Genomic DNA, 16,743 nt, shown 5'->3' on the forward strand with positions numbered 1-16,743 from the left:
ACCGGACGAATCAAAAAGGCCCCCGCTCTTGCGGGGGCCTTTGTTTTTGGGGAGCGGGGCGCGCTGCCTACGCCTTGTCCTTCACCTGGCGGAAGAATTCCTGGAGGAACTGCGGCGAGGTGGGCGAGCCGTTGATGTCGAGCTTTTCGAGCAGGACCACGAGGTTGCCGCGCGGGGTGGTGGTGGACACGAAATGCAGGGCGTGGGTGTCGCCGTCGGCCCCGGCCATGATGAAGACCCAGGCGTCGCCCTCACGGGCCCAGCGGGCGGCGATCTCGTCGGCCCCGTCGATCAGGATGGACACGAATCCGGCCAGGGGCAGCCTGCCGGGCACGCCGAGGAATTCGCCCTGGTCGTTGCGGATGACGATGGGCGTGTTCAGAAAGTCGTCCGAGGGGCGCTCCGTGGTCGGAGGCGTGTCCCGCTCCAGGGAGTAGGAGGCCACCTCGCCTTCCGGGCCGCGCACGTTGACGATCCGACGCGCCCGCACGCGCGGTTCGGGTCTGGGCTCCGGGGTAGCCTGGAATTCGGGGCGGGGCTCGGGCTTGGGTTCGGCCACGGGTTCGGGCGCGGGCCGGGCTTCCGGTTCGGTCGCGGAACCAATCTCGGCGGACGCTCCGGAGCGGTCCAGGAGCCGGGCGAACAGGGCCTTGTTTCCGGCCTCGACCTCAAGCAGCTTTTCCAGGGCGGATTCGATCTTGCGCAAGCGCTGCTCGGCCTTGGCCTGGGCCGTGGCCAGACCGGCCATGCCCTGCATCATCTGCCCGGCGGTGGTGAAGAATTTTTCGAGGTACTCCGCCGAGACCCCGGCCGACGGGCCGACGGGCTGGTCGGGCGCGGCGGCGGGCGTTGCCGAGGGCGCGCGGCGCTGCCGGGCGGACGGCTCTTCCTTGAAGTGTTCCTTTAAGACCTTGTGGGTCTCGTTCACGGACAGCCCCTTGGCGAAGCAGTCCCGGATCTTGAGGCAGACCTCGCCCGCCTCTGGCTTGAAGCGGATGGGCTTGCCCCGGGTGAGCACCGGAATGAAGCCCGGAAACTTGCGGCGGTAGCTCTTGATGGTGGTTTCGGAGACGCCGCACAAACCGGCCAAATCCTTATGTGTATAGGTATCTGCCATGATAGCTGTTCATCCTCGGGGTTTTGATGGGGGTGTTCCGGGTGGCCAGGGCGATCCGCCGGGGCCTGCTGCGGAACCGGGTGTCCCAGATGCAGGAAACCGCCCTCGGGCGCGCGTTTCGGTTCAGGGTGAGCGTGTTCGTTTTACCAAGTCTGACAACCACTTTCCGGGGCGTTGAGCCAAACGCGAGTCGGATCACCTGTCCTCCTTGTCCGATAATCGTCACCAATCGTCACCCTTGTAAAACAAGGAAAATCAAGGAACGGAACTTACCGGTCTCTTATCTAGAAAAGCTCTAGACGTCAAGAAGGGGAAGGCGATTTACAGGGCTGTCCGCCGGGTCGGGACCGTGGCGGGCGGGCTACCGGACGCCGAAGGCGATGTTGGCCACGTCGCTCTTGGGCACCTGGGTCAGGACCTGGTCGTAGCGGTCGTCCAGGACGTAGAAGGAGTAGTTGTCCGCCTTCCCGTCGCCCAGGTAGATATTGGCGTCCTCGAAGACCCACTCCTTGCCGTGCCGGCTGGTGATGGTAAAGGTATGCTGGTCCTTGAAGACGATGGACGGCCAGTTCATCAAGTCTTGGAAGCGGGTCAGGCTGACGACCGTGGAGGAACGGCCGTTGAGCTTGCCGGAGACGTAGATCCAGTAGTCGCCGCCCAGCTTCTGCAGGGCGTCGATCTTGAGGGTCGTGCCGTCCTTCAACTGCACCTGGCCCACCGGGCCGTTCGGAATCTCCTCCTGGATGGCGTGCGTTGAGGTGGGCGTCTTCGCGGCTTCGGCCTCGGCGGTGGCGGCGGCCTCGTCGGCGACGGGCTGTTGCGCGGTCTCGTCCATGGTTGAGCAGGCGGCCAGGGACGCGGCCAGCAGCAGGGCGAGGGTCAGGGCGGGCAATAGGGTGCGCATGTGTCCTCCATGGGTGTCTTTGCGGCTTGGTTCTATCAGGGAACGGGCCGGGAATCCAGGGTTGTATGCGCTCCGCGCTGGCCGGGTCCGCCGGACCAAACAAGCCGTTATAACCAATATACCCATCTGTCGTTTTGTCTCGCCTTATGGTATGCAGGGTGCCATGTTGGAGAAAAGGCATTTATGGGAACTGGGCGTCTATGCGGCGGTGCTCGTGCTGGGCACCTGGCTGCTCATTCGCCTGGACGCCTACGAGGCGTTTCACGGCTGGAGCCGGGGCCATGAGGGGTGGGAGGTGGACGAGCTTGCCCTGGTCCTGCCCGGCGTTCTGGTCTGCCTGGTGCTGTTTTCCCTTAACCGCCTCCGGGACCTGCGCGCCCGCGCCAGGCTGCTGGAGGAATCCCGCCGGGAGCTGGCCGAGGCGCACGAGAATCTGCGCACCCTGAACCTCTCCAGGGAGACCTTCCTGACCACCGCCTGCCATGAGTTGAAGAGCCCGCTCATCGGCATCGTCAACGCCTTCGAGCTGCTGCAGCTGTCCTGCGACGAGGCGGACCGGCAGGAGTTGATCGAGCTGGCCGGGCTGGCGGCTCGCAAGCTGGGGCTGCTGGTGGACAGTGTGCTCCAGTTTTCCCGCCAGGAGTCCCTGGCCCCGGCCCTGACCGTGTTTTCTCCGGCCGAGCTGCTCGCCTCGGTCCGGGACATGTCCCTGCTCCAGGCGCGCAGCCGGGGCATCACGCTGCGGACCGCGCTGGCCGAGGATGTACCGTCCTTGCTGCGCGGCAGCGAGATCGTTCTGCGCCTGGTGGCCCTGAATCTGGCGGGCAACGCCGTGCGCTACACGGATACGGGCGGGGTCGAGGTGGAGCTCGGCTTCGACGGTCCGTCAGGGGAGCTTGTTCTGGTTGTGTCGGACACGGGCAGGGGCATTCGCGCCGAGGACATCGGGACCATTTTCGAGCCGTACGTCCGCGCCCAGGGCGGCAGCGAGGGACTGGGACTCGGCCTGTCCATCGTCAAGCGTTCGGTGGAGCGCTGCGGCGGGATCATCGCCGTGGAGAGCGAAGCAGGCAAGGGTTCGCGGTTCACGGTCAGGATACCGGCCGAGGCCGCGTCCGAGGATGACCGGTCCGAGGCGTAACGCCATTTCCCGCCACGCCATTTCCCCTTCATGAAATTGCCCGGCCGATCCAATGAAGACGGCCCCTCGCGCCGGTGCGCGGGGGGCCGTTTCTTGCGGGTTGGTCAGGGCTAGTAGCGTTCCAGGCCGTCGTCCTTGTCGCCCAGCTTGAAGTGGCCGATGGCCTCGTGCAGGCTCTTGGAGCTGTCGGACAGGCTCAAGGCGGTGGCCGCCACCTCCTCGGCCGTGGAGGCGTTCTGCTGGACCACGGACTCGGAGTCCTGGATGGCCCTTGAGACCTGTTCGATGCCCTGGCTCTGCTCCCCGGCCGCGGCCGAAATCTCCTGGATCATTTCGGCCGTGCTCTTGATGTCCGGGACCATGCGCTCGAGAAGCCGCCCGGCCTCCTCGGCCACGGCCACGCTGCTCGAAGAGAGTTCGCTGATGCCCGCCGCCGCGGTGCCGCTGCGCTCGGCCAGCTTGCGCACCTCGGCCGCGACCACGGCGAACCCCTTGCCCGCCTCGCCCGCGCGGGCCGCCTCGATGGCCGCGTTGAGCGCCAGCAGGTTGGTCTGGCGGGCGATCTCCTCGATGATCCCGATCTCGTCCGCGATCTTCTTCATGGCCGCCAAGGTGCGGGCCACGGCCTGGCCGCCGGTCTCGGCGTCGCGCGAGGCCTTGGTCGCGGTGGTCTCGGTCTTGGCCGCTATGTTCGCGGTCTGCTTGATGGAGCCGGACATCTCCTCCAGGCTGGCGGCGATCTCCTCGATGCCGGCCGCCTGCCGGTTGGCCCCCTTGGACAGGTTGTCGCTGGCCATGGAGAGCTCGCTGCATCCCTCGGCCACCTCGCCGGAGATGTCCCGGATGTTGCTGATGGTGTCGGCCAGGTGGGCGTTCATGTCGCACATGCCCTCCAGGATGATGCCCATCTCGTCCGTGCGCATCTTGCAGGTCCGGCTCTCCAGGTTGCCCTGGGCGATGTCCGAGGCCAGCTCCGCACACTGCTGGATGGGCCGCTTGACCGAGTATTCCACCACCCAGAAGATGATCACGATGGGCACGATCACGACGATGAGCAGGCCGATGCCGACCATCCAGGCCACGGCGGACATCATGGCCTGCTGGCCGGAGATGTCCATGGACAGGACGATGGTCCCGATGGCCTTGCCCCGGTAGTCCTTGACCGGGAAGGCGGCCACGCCGTTGTGGCCGTTGACCTCAACCAGGGAGGACTGCATGCCCCGGGCCAGCATGGCGGGCGAGGCCAGTTCCCTGGTCGCGTCGTTCTTCTGGCCGTAGATGAGCACGTACTTGCCGTCCTTGACCGGGTTCTTGGCCGGGTCCTGGAGGCGGGTGGTCACGGGCAGCAGCCCGGCGTCCATGTAGAGCAGGGCCTTGATCGTTCCCGAGGCCTCCATGGTCTTGAGAATGTTGTCGAATCCGAGGAGGACCTCCACGGACCCGAGGTGCGCGCCGTCGGGCGCGGTCACCGGGGCCAGCCCCCGGATGGTGAAGCCGCCCCGTCCGGGCTCGATGCCCAGGACCGGCTTGTGGCTTTTGTTCACGTCGATGACCGTGTTGCGGAACCCGGACAGATCGTCCGAGATGTCCACCCACTTGCCTTTCTTCTTGGCCTGCTTCTCACGCCAGGTGCGCAGCAGGCTGCGGGCCGTGGGCAGGTGGAAATGGAGCTGGAAGTCCTTGCCCACGCTTTCCTTGTACCCCTTGAGGGTGGGCGCGAGCGAAACGCGCAGCTGCTCCCGGGCAGCCTGCAGCTCGGGGTCGGCCTCGTTGTTCATGTCGCCCTTGTTGGCCTTGCCGTAGGCCTCGACCACTTCGGGCATGCGGCTGAACAGCGCGGCCTGCTGCAGGGCGCTTTCGGATATCTTGGTGATGGACTGCTGCACGTCCTCGATCTTGCCGCGCATGATCAGGGAGACGAACGAGTCCTCCAGGTCGGTGAACTGGGATTTTAATAGAAGATACCCGCCTACGAGCATGACCAGGGCCATGCCGAGCAACGGCAGGAAGAGCTTCGATCGGATACCCATGGGGCGCTCCTTTTGTCGGTGTTGGTCGGACCATTTGTAAATGGAATACACGGAATCAGCGGGCAATTATTTTTCGATATCACCAGGGATGCCGTGCCAGGGGAAGGGCGGCCTGCCCAGAGGTGAGATCAGGAGGACGCGACCCTATTTCGCTCGGCCCGGATGTAGCCGAACAGCTTGCGGGTCATGTCGCCGTATACCCTGACCGCCTCCAGGTTGAGGGGGATGTCGATGAATTGCAGGAGGATGCGGTCCTGTCCGTCGTGGATGTGGGGCATGAGCCCGCAAAAGAAGAACCCCATGGCCTCGCACGCCCGGACCACCTGCGGTGAGGCCGGAACCCCGGCGGGCAGGAAGGCGTAGACCGCGTCCATGCGTTTGGCGCGGCAATCCCGCAGCCCGTCCGCGATCTCGCGGACCGTGTCCGCGCCGATGCTCCCGACCACGATGAAGGCCACGTTGAGCTCGTCGGGCAGGGGGAAGACGTCCACCTTCGACTCGCCCGGCTGCGGCCCGTCGTCCGGCTCGCCGAACTCGCGCGGCAGGTCCATCCAACCGTAAATGTCCCGGGCCATGGCCTTATGGCGCTCCGGCAGGTACACGACGGCCGGGGATCGGTCGAAGGGGAAGTAGTGGTTGACCACCGAACCCTTCTCCTGCCTCGATGTGGCCAGCTCCTTGACCCGCATGCCCGAGGCGGCGATGCCGAGCATGAGGCAGCACGGGCGGCAGCCCATCTCTTCCTGCAGCCCCTTTTGCGAGAAGGTGTGGGTGGTCACCGAACAGTCGAAGACGCCCCGGTCGCCCTCGGCTCGGGCCATGTCAAAGAGCAGCCTGGCCATCTTCGGGGCCAGGCCGGGCGAACGGTAGGCCGGGTTCACGAAGGCCAGGCCCAGCTCCGGCACCTTGGCCGCCGGGTCGTGGTACTTGAGTCCGGCGTGGCCGATCAGGGCTCCGCTGTCCGGATCCACGCCGATGACCGACTTGAACTCCCCGGCCCGCACTTTGTGGGTCAGGGCGTCGAGATCGTAGAGAAAGGCCTCCTGGGTGAAGCCGTAGCAGCGCCATGCCAACCGGCAGACCTCGGCCAACTCGTCCTCGCGGGCCGGCCGGACCTCGGGCTCCGGGACCGTGATCCGTTTGCCGCGTCGGGCGGGCTTGGTTTCGGCCAGCTCCGGGGGCAGGGAGCCGTAGTCGAGCTTGCGGGTCAGCCGGACCTCCTTGCCCTCGCGGCCGTGGATGAACAGCTCCACCGAATCCATGGCCCGCTGCATGAGCAGGGAGCCCAGTCCCGGCTTGTCCGCGCTGTCCGGGTCGCCGGGCGTGAACCGCTCGGCCTTGGCGTGGTCAAAGGGGATGCCCCGCTCCCGGACCGAGATGACCAGGGAGCCGTCCCGCACCGAGAATTCCAGGTGAATGCGCTCGCCGTCCGCCGAGCCGGAAAAGTGGTCCACCGCGTTGCAGAACGCCTCGTCCACGGCCAGCTTGACCCGGTAGGTCTCCTTCTCGTCCATGGACAGGACCCCGGCCACATTCCCGGCGCACTCCCGCGCCGTGCTCGCCATGCACTTGCGCACCGGCAGCGAGAGCTTGGCCAGGAAGAGTGCGGTCGTGTTCTCTGCGGTATCGGTCATCGGGTCCTCTTCTGTAATGATTCAGGAAAACGGCACCATAACGCGATGCGCGGTCCGAGTAAATCGAGGCATACCGTACAATGTGAGGCCAGTGAGGGGGCGTGCCCACGCGCGCGTTGAAGAACCGACTGCTTCACTCCCTTGGCCTCGGACGCAATCACGACCGTTGCCTTTTCCGACACTGTCCAGCCGATTACAACCGTTGCCTTGTTATTCGCTGGTGGCCAGGCGTGCCGCCAGGCCCAGGAAAACGGCTCCCAGCATGGCGTCGATATGGCGGCCCAGTTTCAGTTTTCGTCCTATCAGCGAGCCCAGCTTGCTGAATGAAAAGGAGAAACCGGTATTGATGCACAAAACGACACCGCTCAACAGGGTCCCCAGCAGGAAAATCTGGGTGGTGGCGTCGTGTTGGCTGTCGACAAACTGGGGGAGAAACATGCTGAAGAAGATCAACGCCTTGGGGTTCATGATGTTGTTGAGCAGCCCTCGGCAGACAAGCCGCCGGTTGCTCAGGGGAGCATTCGGCCGGGCTGGGGGGGCCTGCTCGTTCCTGTACCAGCCGTGAAGCAGGTTGATGCCGAGCCAGGCGAGATAGAGCGCGCCGGCCACTTTGACCAGCAGGGCCAAGGACGGCATCGCCTCCAACAATTTGCCCAGGCCGAACGCGACCAGCACGGTTTGCAGTATCCCCGCAACGAAGATCCCCACGGACAGCATGAGGCCGGATCGGAAGCCGCGAGTGGAAGAGTACGTTGAAATAAGCACAAGATCCGGGCCCGGGGAGATCGCCAGGAGCACTACGGTGACTAAAAATACCGGTAAGATAGCGGGGTCGATCATACGGCGCGGCTCCTCGGGTTTGGTTCGATCCAAAAGCCGGGGATACTAGCGGGGTGGCGAGGCGAGGTCAATCGGGGCGGCGACTTTGCCGGGCTGACGCTATAACAGCCAAAGATTACAGCAAGTAGCGAGATCAAGATGAGGGTTGCGGAGTGACCGCGCCCCCGCCGATGACGTGGCGGTCCGGTCGGGCTCATCCCTTTTCGACCCGGTTGCGCCCGTTTTCCTTGGCACGGTACAGCGCGTCGTCGGCTCTTTTTTGCAGGCTCTCGGCGGTATCGCCCTCGGCGAGCAGGGCCACGCCGATGCTGACGGTGAAGGGCGGGAGGTCGTCCTCGCCACCCTTGGCGCAACGGCTCAGTTGCAGGCGCAGCCTTTCGGCCGTCTCGTAGCCGGTTTTCTGGTCGGCAAAGGGCAGTATGGCCATGAACTCCTCGCCGCCCAGCCGTCCGAACGCGTCGGAAGAGCGCAGGGTCTGTTTGCAGGTGTCCACGCAGCGCTGCAAAACCTTGTCGCCCACGGCGTGGCCGTAGGTGTCGTTGACCTTCTTGAAGTGGTCGATGTCGATGGCGAGCAGCGACAGCGGCGTGCCGTAGCGCTGGCCCCGCTCCACCTCTTCGTCCAGCTTTTCCATGAAGAACCGCCTGTTGTGCGCACCGGTAAGGGGGTCGACCGTGGACATGATGAACAGTTCCTCTTCCCGCGATATCCTGTTGGTCACATCCCTGGCCACGCAATAGATCAGGCTGTTCTCCATGTCCGGGGAGGCCATCCAGGCGATGTGCCGGTACAGGCCGCCCCTGGTGCGCAGCCGGTTGACGAAGTCCACGACCGGTTCGCCTCTGGCCAGCCCTTCGGCGGCTTCCCGGGTCTTGGGAATGTCCTCCGTGTGGACGTATTCCGTCCAGCTCGATTGCAGCAGCTCCTCCTGGCTCCAGCCGAGGGTCTTGGTCCACGACGGATTCACTTCCCGGAAAATCCCGTCCATCCCGACGACCGACAGCATGTCCAGGGACAGGTCGAAGATGCGCTGCTTTTCCTTTTGCGCGAAATGCAGCGCGGTCATGTTCTTTGTGTGGATGGCCACATAGGCGTTTCTGCCCCGGGTGTCGGGAACAGGGTAATAGGTGATGGTCAGATAAGTCTTCCCGCCGTCCGGGTGGTCGATCCATGAAGAGCTCGCACTCGCTCCTTCGGCAAAGGCCTTGCGGATGTTGGGCAGGGTCACCGTCTCATAGAATTCCTTGCCGAACAGGTCGAGAGAGCGTTTGCCCAGCAGATCCTCCCGGTGGAGGCCCACGAAATCGAGGCTGGCGTCGTTGGCCATCAGGTATCGCCCGTCGGCGTCCACCAGGACGATCCCTTCCGGCGAGTGCAGGATGATCCGCTCATACTGCTTCAGCTCCTGGAACAGGTGCTCGCTCGCCATCCAGCTCAGCCCGAAAGCCACGGTCACCAGCAGCATGATCATGGACAGGAAGGCCAGCTTGTGGATGGTTCCGGCGGCCATGAAATCCTGCAGGGCGTGCTCGTCCAGGACCCAGAACGCCCGCATGACCATGAACGCGCCGAACAGGCCGAACCCCAGGGCGAGCACCCTCTGGGGCAACGGCGTGTTGATCGCGGCCCGTTTGAGGAGGTTCTTGCAGCTCATCACGGAGAAGGCGGACAGGGCCACGCAAACCCAGAAGACCCGTTGGGCGAAGGACGGCTGGATGTAGGAGAAATACAACAACGCAAGAATCGTGAACACGACGATCCCAACGCCGAGCCAGGTGTCGGACCGCGCGATTTTCCGGAAGCTCCGTATGCCCCAGTGCATGAGCATGAAGCCCAGTACCAGGATCGAGTTGGCGACCACGAGCGACCAGACCGGGGGTATCTGGTGGCGGAGACCTATCAACAGAAAGGCCAGGCCGACGCAGAGCATCCCGAGCCCCACCTGCCGCAGGCCGGAGAACAGGGACCGCGCCACGCTGAACGCGATCAGCCCCGCGCCGAATCCCAGCGAGAAGACCACGGTGATGATGGACAGGGTCCGTATGTCGAGTTCGATGGAGAGCATATTCTTTATCTCTTATTGTATGCTTTGCATAAACATTTTCCCCCGTCAATTATTGGTCCGGGCCGACTTGCCCTGGATTTTGAAAACGCATATTACATTCTCTACGGCGGCAGCAGAGGGGAAAACGGACACCGGCTGCGTCGATTCCGATGCGCTCCCGAGTGATGACACCCCGGGGCGCGCCGACCGCCACCAACCGTCTGAACAAGTTGCACGCATGATCGCCACCATCTCCTGCGCCGCCCTCATGGGCATCGACGCGTTCAAGGTCCAGCTCGAAGTCGACTTTTCCCGATCCGGCATGCCCGCCTTCACTATGGTCGGCCTGGCCGAGGGTGCTGTGCGCGAGTCCAAGGAGCGCGTCTTCTCAGCGCTCAAGAACTGCGGCTTCAAGGTGCCGCCCGCCCGGATCACCGTGAACCTCGCCCCGGCCGACGTGCGCAAGGAGGGCAGCGGCTACGACCTGCCGCTCGCCATCGGCATCCTCACCGCCATGGGCGTCATCGAACAGCGGGCCGTGGACGGCTGGTTCATGGCCGGGGAGCTTTCCCTGAGCGGCGACCTCAAGGCCGTGCCCGGCGTCCTGCCGCTCGCCCTGGCCGCGCGCGAACAGGGCGGGCGCGGCATCATCGTACCCGAAGCCAACGGCCGCGAAGGCGCGGTGGCCGGGGACCTCGAGGTCCTCGGGGCCGCCGATCTCGGCCAGGTGGTGCGCATGCTCCTGGGCGAGGACGCCATCGCCCCGGCCAGCGTGGACATCGACACCCTGTGGAACGAACGGACCACCCATCTCGTCGACTTCGGCGAGGTCAAGGGCCAGGAACACGCCAAGCGGGCCATCGAGATCGCCGCCGCAGGCGGCCACAATCTGCTCTTCATCGGCCCCCCGGGCTCGGGCAAGACCATGCTCGCCAAGCGCATCCCCACGGTCCTGCCGCCGCTCTCCTTTGACGAGGCCCTGGAAGTGACCAAGATATACTCCGTGGCCGGACTGCTGCCCACGGACCAGGCCCTCATGGTCACCCGGCCGTTCCGCACTCCGCACCACACCATCTCCGACGTCGGCCTGGTCGGCGGCGGCCGCTATCCCCAGCCCGGCGAGACCTCGCTCGCCCATCGCGGCGTGCTCTTTCTCGACGAGATGCCCGAGTTTAAGAAGTCCGTGCTCGAAGTCCTGCGCCAGCCGCTTGAAGACGGCGAGGTGTCCATCTCCCGCTCGCTCATGACCCTCAAATACCCGGCCGACGTCATGCTTGTGGCCGCCATGAATCCCTGCCCGTGCGGCTACCTGTCCGACGAAACCCACCCCTGCTCGTGCTCGCCGCTCGCCGTGCAGCGATATCGCGGCAAGATTTCCGGCCCGCTCCTGGACCGCATCGACCTGCACGTGGACGTCCCCGCCGTGCCCTACGAGGATCTGCGCCAGACCCGTTCCGAAGTGGACTCCGCCACCATGCGCGCCCGCATCCTCAAGGCCCGGCGCATCCAGGCCGAACGATTCGAAGGCCGACACTTCACCCTCAACGCCGAACTCGACGGCGCCGCCCTCGAGGAGTTCTGCGCCCTGGGCGAGGCCGAACACCGCTTCCTGCGCCAGGCCGTCGAAACCCTGGGCCTGTCCGCCCGCGCCTACACCCGCATCCTGCGCATCTCGCGGACCATCGCCGACCTCGCCGAGGCCGACACCATCGGCCCCGACCACCTGGCCGAAGCCATCAACTACCGCAGCATGGACCGCGAAGGCGCGAGCTAGGCATGCCTCCGGCGGCCGGGGGAAGGGGAGAGAGGGAACCCTTTGAGAAAAGGGTTCCCTCTCTCCCCTTCCCCCGGACCCCCATCCCCTCTCTCCCTCCCAAACTTTTTGTGTGCCTGCGGCAGGTGCGTGCCGTCGCGGGGATGGGTGTGTGTGGAGAGGGTGAGTGTTTTGTCTGGTGGTGTAGGCTGTGCGCGGCTGAACTCGTTTTGTCGGTCTTGCGGCGTTTTCGGACAGCGGCGTCTTTTTAACGGGCTATTTTCTTTCCCAAAAAAAACCTGCGATTTCGGGCAGAGAAAACGGCGTGCTTTTTCCGGAGAAGAAGCACGCCGTTTTTTCTGCCCGAAATCGCACACCGGCACGGCGGAAGGCATCCCGTCGCGGCCTTCCGTCGCCGCACGTCTCCGAGCGTAGCGAGGCGATGGGGGTGCAGGGGGCCTTGCTCCCTGCCGGGTCCAGGGCAGCGCCCTGGTCTCCCCGAAGGGGCCGCCGGAGGCTTCCCCCTCAACTATCAGTAAGGAGCAGCCCGCCTAACTGACGGGGTCGGACATGGCCAGGCGGATGCCGAGGCCGATGAACAGGGTGCCGGCGGCGCGTTTGGCCCAGGTGCCGAAGGAGCCGCCTTTGCCGAGGCGGGCGGAGACATGGGCGGCGGACCAGGCGTAGGCGAGGTTGACCAGGGTTCCGTTGATGGTGAAGACCACGCCGAGGAGCAGGAAGGCGAGCGGTTTGTTGGGCGAGTCGGCGGCCACGAACTGGGGCAGGAAGGCCATGAAGAACAGGGCGACCTTGGGGTTGAGGGCGTTGGTCCAAAAACCTTGGGAGTAAATTTTGCGGACATTGACGCGGAAGAACTCGTCGTTTTCGGCGTGCTGGCTGTCGCCGTTCTTGCGCCACATGGTCAGGCCGACCCAGATGAGGTAGGCCGCGCCCGCGAACTTGACCACGGTAAAGGCCATGGCCGAGGTGGCCAGGATGGCGGACAGGCCGAGCGCGGCGGCGAAGACGTGGACAAAGCAGCCGGTGCCCACGCCGAGCGCGGCCACGGAGCCGATCTTCCAGCCGTGGGACGCGCCCCGGCTGACGATGTAGAAGACGTCCTGGCCGGGCGTGATGTTCAGGAGCAGGCCGGACAGGACGAAGAGGACGAAGTCGTGGACGCCGAACATGGCTACTCTCCAGCGTATTCGGTTGCGGGCTGCGCGGGCATGGGAAAGGTCGCGTCGTAGGCCCAGTTGTAGAGATAGGTATAGACCAGGAAGAAGCCGGTATAACCGATGTCGGTGAGCAGGGCGGCCCACGGGGAGAGGTCGAGCCACCACATGATCAGGGGTACGGTCAGGACGGTGAGGTAGAACTCGAAAGTGATGGCGTGCAGGGCGCGCAGCCAGGGCGGGCGTATGTGCACCGGGCGGCCGAGCCGTTTCAGGATATGGTCGAAGGCCAGGTTGAACAGGTAGTTGCAGACCAGGGCGACGGCCGAGATGGAGAGGGACAGGGAGCCGACGCGCAGCAGGTCGCGGCCGAGTATCCAGGCCGCCAGGGGCGTGCACAGGAGAATCCCGAAGAGTTCGTAGAGCAGGCTGTGGCGGAGCCGGTCGGCATGGGAGCGCATGGCCTTGGTGCTTACACCCGCCCGGCGCGGTTGTCCACGGGGCAGGGGGCGGCGGGGGCGATTGGTCAGTAGCTGTCGAAGTCGGGGTAGGTGTGGCCCCATTTCTCGTAGATGGGCCGGAGCGCGTCCTGTTCGTGCAGGGTGCGCATGCCGTCGTCGTACATCCGGATGACCCGGTCGGAGCGCGGGGCGGAGTTGAACATGGGATGATAGGATCGGCGGCCCGCCTTGCGGATCTCGTAGGCGGAAGGGTCGAACACGGGCTCCTTGCCGATGGAGTCGGTGATGAAGGCCATGTCGTCCACATAGAAGTCCGAGCGGCCGAGCAGGACCATCTCCAGGCACTTGACCCCGGAGGACATCTCGCGGATGCGCACGGGCACCGGGAAATCCCAGTCGTGATAGAACCCCTTCTGGGCGGCGATCTCCTTGCCGCGCAAGGATTCCGTCCCCTTCCACGGGCCGATCCGGTCCTTGTTGAAGAAGACGTGGTAGTCGTTGACGTACAGAGGGTAGCGGGCCAGGCGCAGGGGCGGGTCGGCCCGGTCGTCGCAGGTCATCATGTCCGCCCAGCCCAGCCGGACCAACTCGTCGGCCCGGTCCGAGGGCACGTACTCGTGCCGCACAGATATCCCGTACAGGGCGAAGACCGCGTCCAGGATTTCGTGGTACAGCCCGGTGCCGTCCCTGTTGGTGAACGTCTCCCAGGACGGACCGGCGGACACGACCTCGGTAATCCGCTCGGCGGGTTCGACGCAGCGGGCGGGAACGGGGAGTAGCAGCACCGTAAGCAGCGCAATGAAGAGCGTTATGATCCTCACCCGCCGAAGCTGGCTTGGAACCATTCGGCCAGTCAATGATTTTCGGTGTTCCCGATATTGCCTCCAGAATTTTTTTGGGCATATGCTCATTTTTCTCCTTGACTCGGCAAAGTCTGAGCGTATCTTCATTTGTGTAACCGTTCATACGAGAGAGGGGCGATGGGAAGGCGAAAGATCAGGCGGACAGTGCAGCGGGAACCCGGGGCGACCTATTACAAGCCGCAGGGTATCCCCATGCACGAATTGCAAAACGCGACCCTGACCCTGGAGGAGCTTGAGGCGCTTCGGCTGGCCGACGCCCAGGGGCTGACCCAGGAGGAGGGCGCGCAGGCCATGGGTGTTTCCCGGGCCACGTTCGGCAGAGTGCTCGGCGCAGCCAGGCGCATCGTGGCCACGGCGCTGGCCGAGGGCCAGGCCATCCGCATCGAGGGCGGCCATTACACCTTTGCCGAGGACGCCTGGGAATGCCCCAAGTTCTCACCGGACCGAGTGTCCGAAACCATGGGAGATGACAGTATGCCCCAAATGGACGGAACCGGACCGCGCGGCGCAGGCGGCGGCGGACGGTGCATGGGCGGACGCGGCCGCGGAATGGGCCGTGGCCGAGGCATGGGCGGACAGGGACAAGGCATGGGCCAGGGGCGCGCAACAGGCGGCCAGGGCTCCGGAGCCGGACAACGTTCCGGCCAGCAACAGCAAATCAAGGATACGACAATGAGCAGAATAGCAGTGACCACCGAGGGGCCGACCCTGGACGACCGCGTCGACCCCCGTTTCGGAAGGGCGGCCGGTTTCGCCATCGTGGACCCGGAGACCATGGCCGTGGTCCAGTACGTGGACAACGGCGGTTCCCAGGCAATGGCCCAGGGGGCCGGAATCCAGGCCGCCGAGAACGTGGCCAATGCGGGGGCCTCGGTCCTGCTGACCGGCTACGTCGGGCCCAAGGCCTTTGCCGCGTTGCAGGCGGCGGGCATCAGCATCGGCCAGGACGTGGACAACCTGACCGTGCGCGAGGCCGTGGAAAAGTTCGTGGCCGGCAAGGTCGACATGGCCGACAACGCCAACGCCCCGGCCGGAGGCAACAAGTGATCTACGCCGTTGCCAGCGGCAAGGGCGGCACGGGCAAGACCACGGTGTCTTCGTCCCTGGCCGCCCTGTGGGACGGACCGGCCACTCTGGTGGACCTGGACGTGGAGGAGCCGAACCTGCACCTCTTTCTCAAGCCCGAGCTGACCGACGTGCGCAAGGCCTGGATCGAGGTCCCGGAGGCGGACGAGTCCAAGTGCACCCGCTGCCGGGCCTGCGCGGACATCTGCCAGTTCAAGGCGATTACGGTCATGGCCGACACCCTGCTCGTGTTCGCGGACATGTGCCACGGATGCGGCGGCTGCCTGGCGGTCTGCCCGGAAGGCGCGCTCTCCTCGGGCCGCCGCGAGTTGGGCGAGATTTGCCGAGGCACGGCCGGGCGGCATGAGTTCGTCATGGGCCGGTTGCGCGTGGGCGAGGCCATGAGCCCGCCGCTCATGCGCCAGGTCCGCCGCCTGTTCCCGGAGCTTGCCGAAAAGGGCGACATCCTCATCGACGCCCCTCCGGGCGTGAGCTGTCCGGCCATCGCGGCCGTGACCGACGCGGACTGCATCGTCCTGGTCACCGAGCCCACGCCCTTCGGATTCCACGACTTCAAGCTCGCCTGGGAGGCGTTCACCCCGCTGAACAAGCCCATGGGCGCGGTCATCAACCGGTCCGACCTGGGCGACACCGCCGTGCGCGACTTCTGCCGCGACAACCGCATCCCGGTCTGGGCCGAGATTCCCTATTCCAGGGAAGTGGCCGAGGCCTACTCGCGCGGCGAGGTGGTGGCCGACGCGCTCAAGGAGCTGGAAGGAACATTCACCGGACTGCGCGAACACATGCGCGCCGCCGCCGGAGGTGAGCCATGCGCGAGATAGTGGTCATCAGCGGCAAGGGCGGCGCGGGCAAGACCTCCATGGCCGGGGCGTTCGCCCACCTCGCACAAAACGCCATTCTCTGCGATCTGGACGTGGACGCCCCGGACCTCCACCTGCTCCTGGACCCTCGGGTGCGGAGCGAAGAGCCGTTTAACTCCGGTCATGAGGCGGTCATCGACCCGGCCCGCTGCGTGGGCTGCGGCCAGTGCGCCGATCTCTGCCGGTTCGACGCCATCCGCGAGGACGGCGATGCCTACCGCGTGGACTCCCTGGCCTGCGAGGGATGCAAGGTCTGCGTCACCCTGTGCCCGGAACAGGCCATCGACTTCCCGGAAAAGCACTGCGGCCAGTGGTATGTGTCCGACACCCGGTTCGGCCCCATGGTCCACGCCCAGCTCTTTCCCGGCGAGGAGAACTCCGGCCGCCTGGTCACCCTGCTCAAGCAGAAGGCTCGGGCCATGGCCGAAGAGCAGGGGCTCGACCTGGTCCTGTGCGACGGCACGCCCGGTATCGGCTGCCCGGTGATCAGCTCCATGGCCGGGACCGACCTGGCCGTGATCGTCACCGAGCCCACGCCGTCCGGCCTGCACGACCTCAAGCGCGTGGCCGAGCTGTGCGACCGGTTCCGGACCAAGGTGGCCGTGCTGGTCAACAAGTGGGACGTGAACCCGGACATGACCGGGGAGATCGAGGCGTGGAGCGTGGCCAAGGGGTACACCCTGGCCGGGCGGTTCCCCCACGACCGGGCCGTGGTCGACGCCATGCTCGAGCGCAAGGTCCTGACCGAGACGGACAACCCGGAACTCTCGGCCATACTCAACGCATCCTGGGCCGGAATCCTGGCCCTTTTGGATACATGCAACTAACCGATTCA

14 protein-coding genes are annotated in these 16,743 nt (G+C 65.4%); 5 read left to right on the forward strand and 9 right to left on the reverse strand.

The genetic code is table 11. The features are described 5' to 3' along the window. Nucleotides 1-67 precede the first annotated feature (67 nt). Nucleotides 68-1,117 (reverse strand): MerR family transcriptional regulator, encoded by a 1,050-nt coding sequence (locus ACR42D_RS00120; protein ID WP_484564847.1) that lies wholly within the window; start codon nucleotides 1,115-1,117, stop codon nucleotides 68-70. 361 nt (nucleotides 1,118-1,478) lie between these two features. After that, nucleotides 1,479-2,021: a hypothetical protein gene (locus tag ACR42D_RS00125; protein ID WP_484564848.1), complete on the reverse strand. Its 543-nt coding sequence runs from the start codon at nucleotides 2,019-2,021 to the stop codon at nucleotides 1,479-1,481. 163 nt (nucleotides 2,022-2,184) lie between these two features. Between ACR42D_RS00125 and ACR42D_RS00130 the strand changes: the two genes are divergently transcribed. Then, on the forward strand, nucleotides 2,185-3,162 hold the full coding sequence (locus ACR42D_RS00130) for a sensor histidine kinase (RefSeq protein ID WP_484564849.1): 978 nt from the start codon (nucleotides 2,185-2,187) through the stop codon (nucleotides 3,160-3,162). Between the two features lie 110 nt (nucleotides 3,163-3,272). Here ACR42D_RS00130 and ACR42D_RS00135 read toward each other — a convergent pair whose 3' ends face one another. The 4 genes from ACR42D_RS00135 to ACR42D_RS00150 form a co-directional block, all read right to left on the reverse strand. Further along, a complete protein-coding gene (locus ACR42D_RS00135) occupies nucleotides 3,273-5,192 on the reverse strand; it encodes a methyl-accepting chemotaxis protein (RefSeq protein ID WP_484564850.1) in 1,920 nt (639 codons plus the stop codon). A 128-nt stretch (nucleotides 5,193-5,320) separates the two neighbouring features. Further along, on the reverse strand, nucleotides 5,321-6,826 hold the full coding sequence (locus tag ACR42D_RS00140) for a GNAT family N-acetyltransferase (protein WP_484564851.1): 1,506 nt from the start codon (nucleotides 6,824-6,826) through the stop codon (nucleotides 5,321-5,323). Between the two features lie 210 nt (nucleotides 6,827-7,036). After that, nucleotides 7,037-7,666, reverse strand: coding sequence for a LysE family translocator (locus ACR42D_RS00145; RefSeq protein ID WP_484564852.1), 630 nt, complete (start codon nucleotides 7,664-7,666; stop codon nucleotides 7,037-7,039). Nucleotides 7,667-7,859: 193 nt separating this feature from the next. After that, nucleotides 7,860-9,731, reverse strand: a complete 1,872-nt coding sequence (locus ACR42D_RS00150; RefSeq protein ID WP_484564853.1) for a diguanylate cyclase — start codon at nucleotides 9,729-9,731, stop codon at nucleotides 7,860-7,862. Between the two features lie 217 nt (nucleotides 9,732-9,948). Here ACR42D_RS00150 and ACR42D_RS00155 point away from each other — a divergent pair, with 217 nt between their 5' ends. Continuing rightward, entirely contained in the window at nucleotides 9,949-11,484 is a 1,536-nt protein-coding gene (locus tag ACR42D_RS00155; RefSeq protein WP_484564854.1) for a YifB family Mg chelatase-like AAA ATPase, read from the forward strand. A gap of 530 nt (nucleotides 11,485-12,014) precedes the next feature. Here ACR42D_RS00155 and ACR42D_RS00160 read toward each other — a convergent pair. From ACR42D_RS00160 to ACR42D_RS00170, 3 genes are all read right to left on the reverse strand, one after another. Continuing rightward, complete coding sequence (locus ACR42D_RS00160) at nucleotides 12,015-12,653, reverse strand: LysE family translocator (protein WP_484564855.1); 639 nt, start codon at nucleotides 12,651-12,653, stop codon at nucleotides 12,015-12,017. 2 nt (nucleotides 12,654-12,655) lie between these two features. Continuing rightward, entirely contained in the window at nucleotides 12,656-13,099 is a 444-nt protein-coding gene (locus ACR42D_RS00165; RefSeq protein WP_484564856.1) for a PACE efflux transporter, read from the reverse strand. 65 nt (nucleotides 13,100-13,164) lie between these two features. Further along, complete coding sequence (locus ACR42D_RS00170; protein WP_484564857.1) at nucleotides 13,165-13,884, reverse strand: substrate-binding periplasmic protein; 720 nt, start codon at nucleotides 13,882-13,884, stop codon at nucleotides 13,165-13,167. Nucleotides 13,885-14,079: 195 nt separating this feature from the next. Between ACR42D_RS00170 and ACR42D_RS00175 the strand changes: the two genes are divergently transcribed. Genes ACR42D_RS00175 through ACR42D_RS00185 form a run of 3 tightly spaced genes read left to right on the forward strand, consistent with a single transcriptional unit; the run spans nucleotide 14,080 to nucleotide 16,735 of the window. Beyond that, entirely contained in the window at nucleotides 14,080-15,009 is a 930-nt protein-coding gene (locus tag ACR42D_RS00175) for a DUF134 domain-containing protein (protein ID WP_484564858.1), read from the forward strand. Beyond that, nucleotides 15,006-15,869, forward strand: coding sequence for an ATP-binding protein (locus ACR42D_RS00180; RefSeq protein WP_484564859.1), 864 nt, complete (start codon nucleotides 15,006-15,008; stop codon nucleotides 15,867-15,869). Before ACR42D_RS00175 ends, ACR42D_RS00180 begins: the two co-directional genes overlap by 4 nt. Further along, the gene (locus ACR42D_RS00185) at nucleotides 15,857-16,735 is read left to right on the forward strand and encodes an ATP-binding protein (protein WP_484564860.1); all 879 of its coding nucleotides are present in this window, start codon (nucleotides 15,857-15,859) and stop codon (nucleotides 16,733-16,735) included. Before ACR42D_RS00180 ends, ACR42D_RS00185 begins: the two co-directional genes overlap by 13 nt. The last annotated feature ends 8 nt before the right edge of the window (nucleotides 16,736-16,743 follow it).

This window comes from Pseudodesulfovibrio sp. lm2024, from assembly GCF_051175575.1.
Taxonomy (GTDB): domain Bacteria; phylum Desulfobacterota; class Desulfovibrionia; order Desulfovibrionales; family Desulfovibrionaceae; genus Pseudodesulfovibrio; species Pseudodesulfovibrio caledoniensis.

What these genes read in the sequence shown, in the direction of transcription:
- ACR42D_RS00120 (WP_484564847.1), bottom strand. Translation starts at nt 1,117, where the DNA reads ATGGCAGATACCTATACACATAAGGATTTGGCCGGTTTGTGCGGCGTC.
- ACR42D_RS00125 (WP_484564848.1), bottom strand. Translation starts at nt 2,021, where the DNA reads ATGCGCACCCTATTGCCCGCCCTGACCCTCGCCCTGCTGCTGGCCGCG.
- ACR42D_RS00130 (WP_484564849.1), top strand. Translation starts at nt 2,185, where the DNA reads ATGTTGGAGAAAAGGCATTTATGGGAACTGGGCGTCTATGCGGCGGTG.
- ACR42D_RS00135 (WP_484564850.1), bottom strand. Translation starts at nt 5,192, where the DNA reads ATGGGTATCCGATCGAAGCTCTTCCTGCCGTTGCTCGGCATGGCCCTG.
- ACR42D_RS00140 (WP_484564851.1), bottom strand. Translation starts at nt 6,826, where the DNA reads ATGACCGATACCGCAGAGAACACGACCGCACTCTTCCTGGCCAAGCTC.
- ACR42D_RS00145 (WP_484564852.1), bottom strand. Translation starts at nt 7,666, where the DNA reads ATGATCGACCCCGCTATCTTACCGGTATTTTTAGTCACCGTAGTGCTC.
- ACR42D_RS00150 (WP_484564853.1), bottom strand. Translation starts at nt 9,731, where the DNA reads ATGCTCTCCATCGAACTCGACATACGGACCCTGTCCATCATCACCGTG.
- ACR42D_RS00155 (WP_484564854.1), top strand. Translation starts at nt 9,949, where the DNA reads ATGATCGCCACCATCTCCTGCGCCGCCCTCATGGGCATCGACGCGTTC.
- ACR42D_RS00160 (WP_484564855.1), bottom strand. Translation starts at nt 12,653, where the DNA reads ATGTTCGGCGTCCACGACTTCGTCCTCTTCGTCCTGTCCGGCCTGCTC.
- ACR42D_RS00165 (WP_484564856.1), bottom strand. Translation starts at nt 13,099, where the DNA reads ATGCGCTCCCATGCCGACCGGCTCCGCCACAGCCTGCTCTACGAACTC.
- ACR42D_RS00175 (WP_484564858.1), top strand. Translation starts at nt 14,080, where the DNA reads ATGGGAAGGCGAAAGATCAGGCGGACAGTGCAGCGGGAACCCGGGGCG.
- ACR42D_RS00185 (WP_484564860.1), top strand. Translation starts at nt 15,857, where the DNA reads ATGCGCGAGATAGTGGTCATCAGCGGCAAGGGCGGCGCGGGCAAGACC.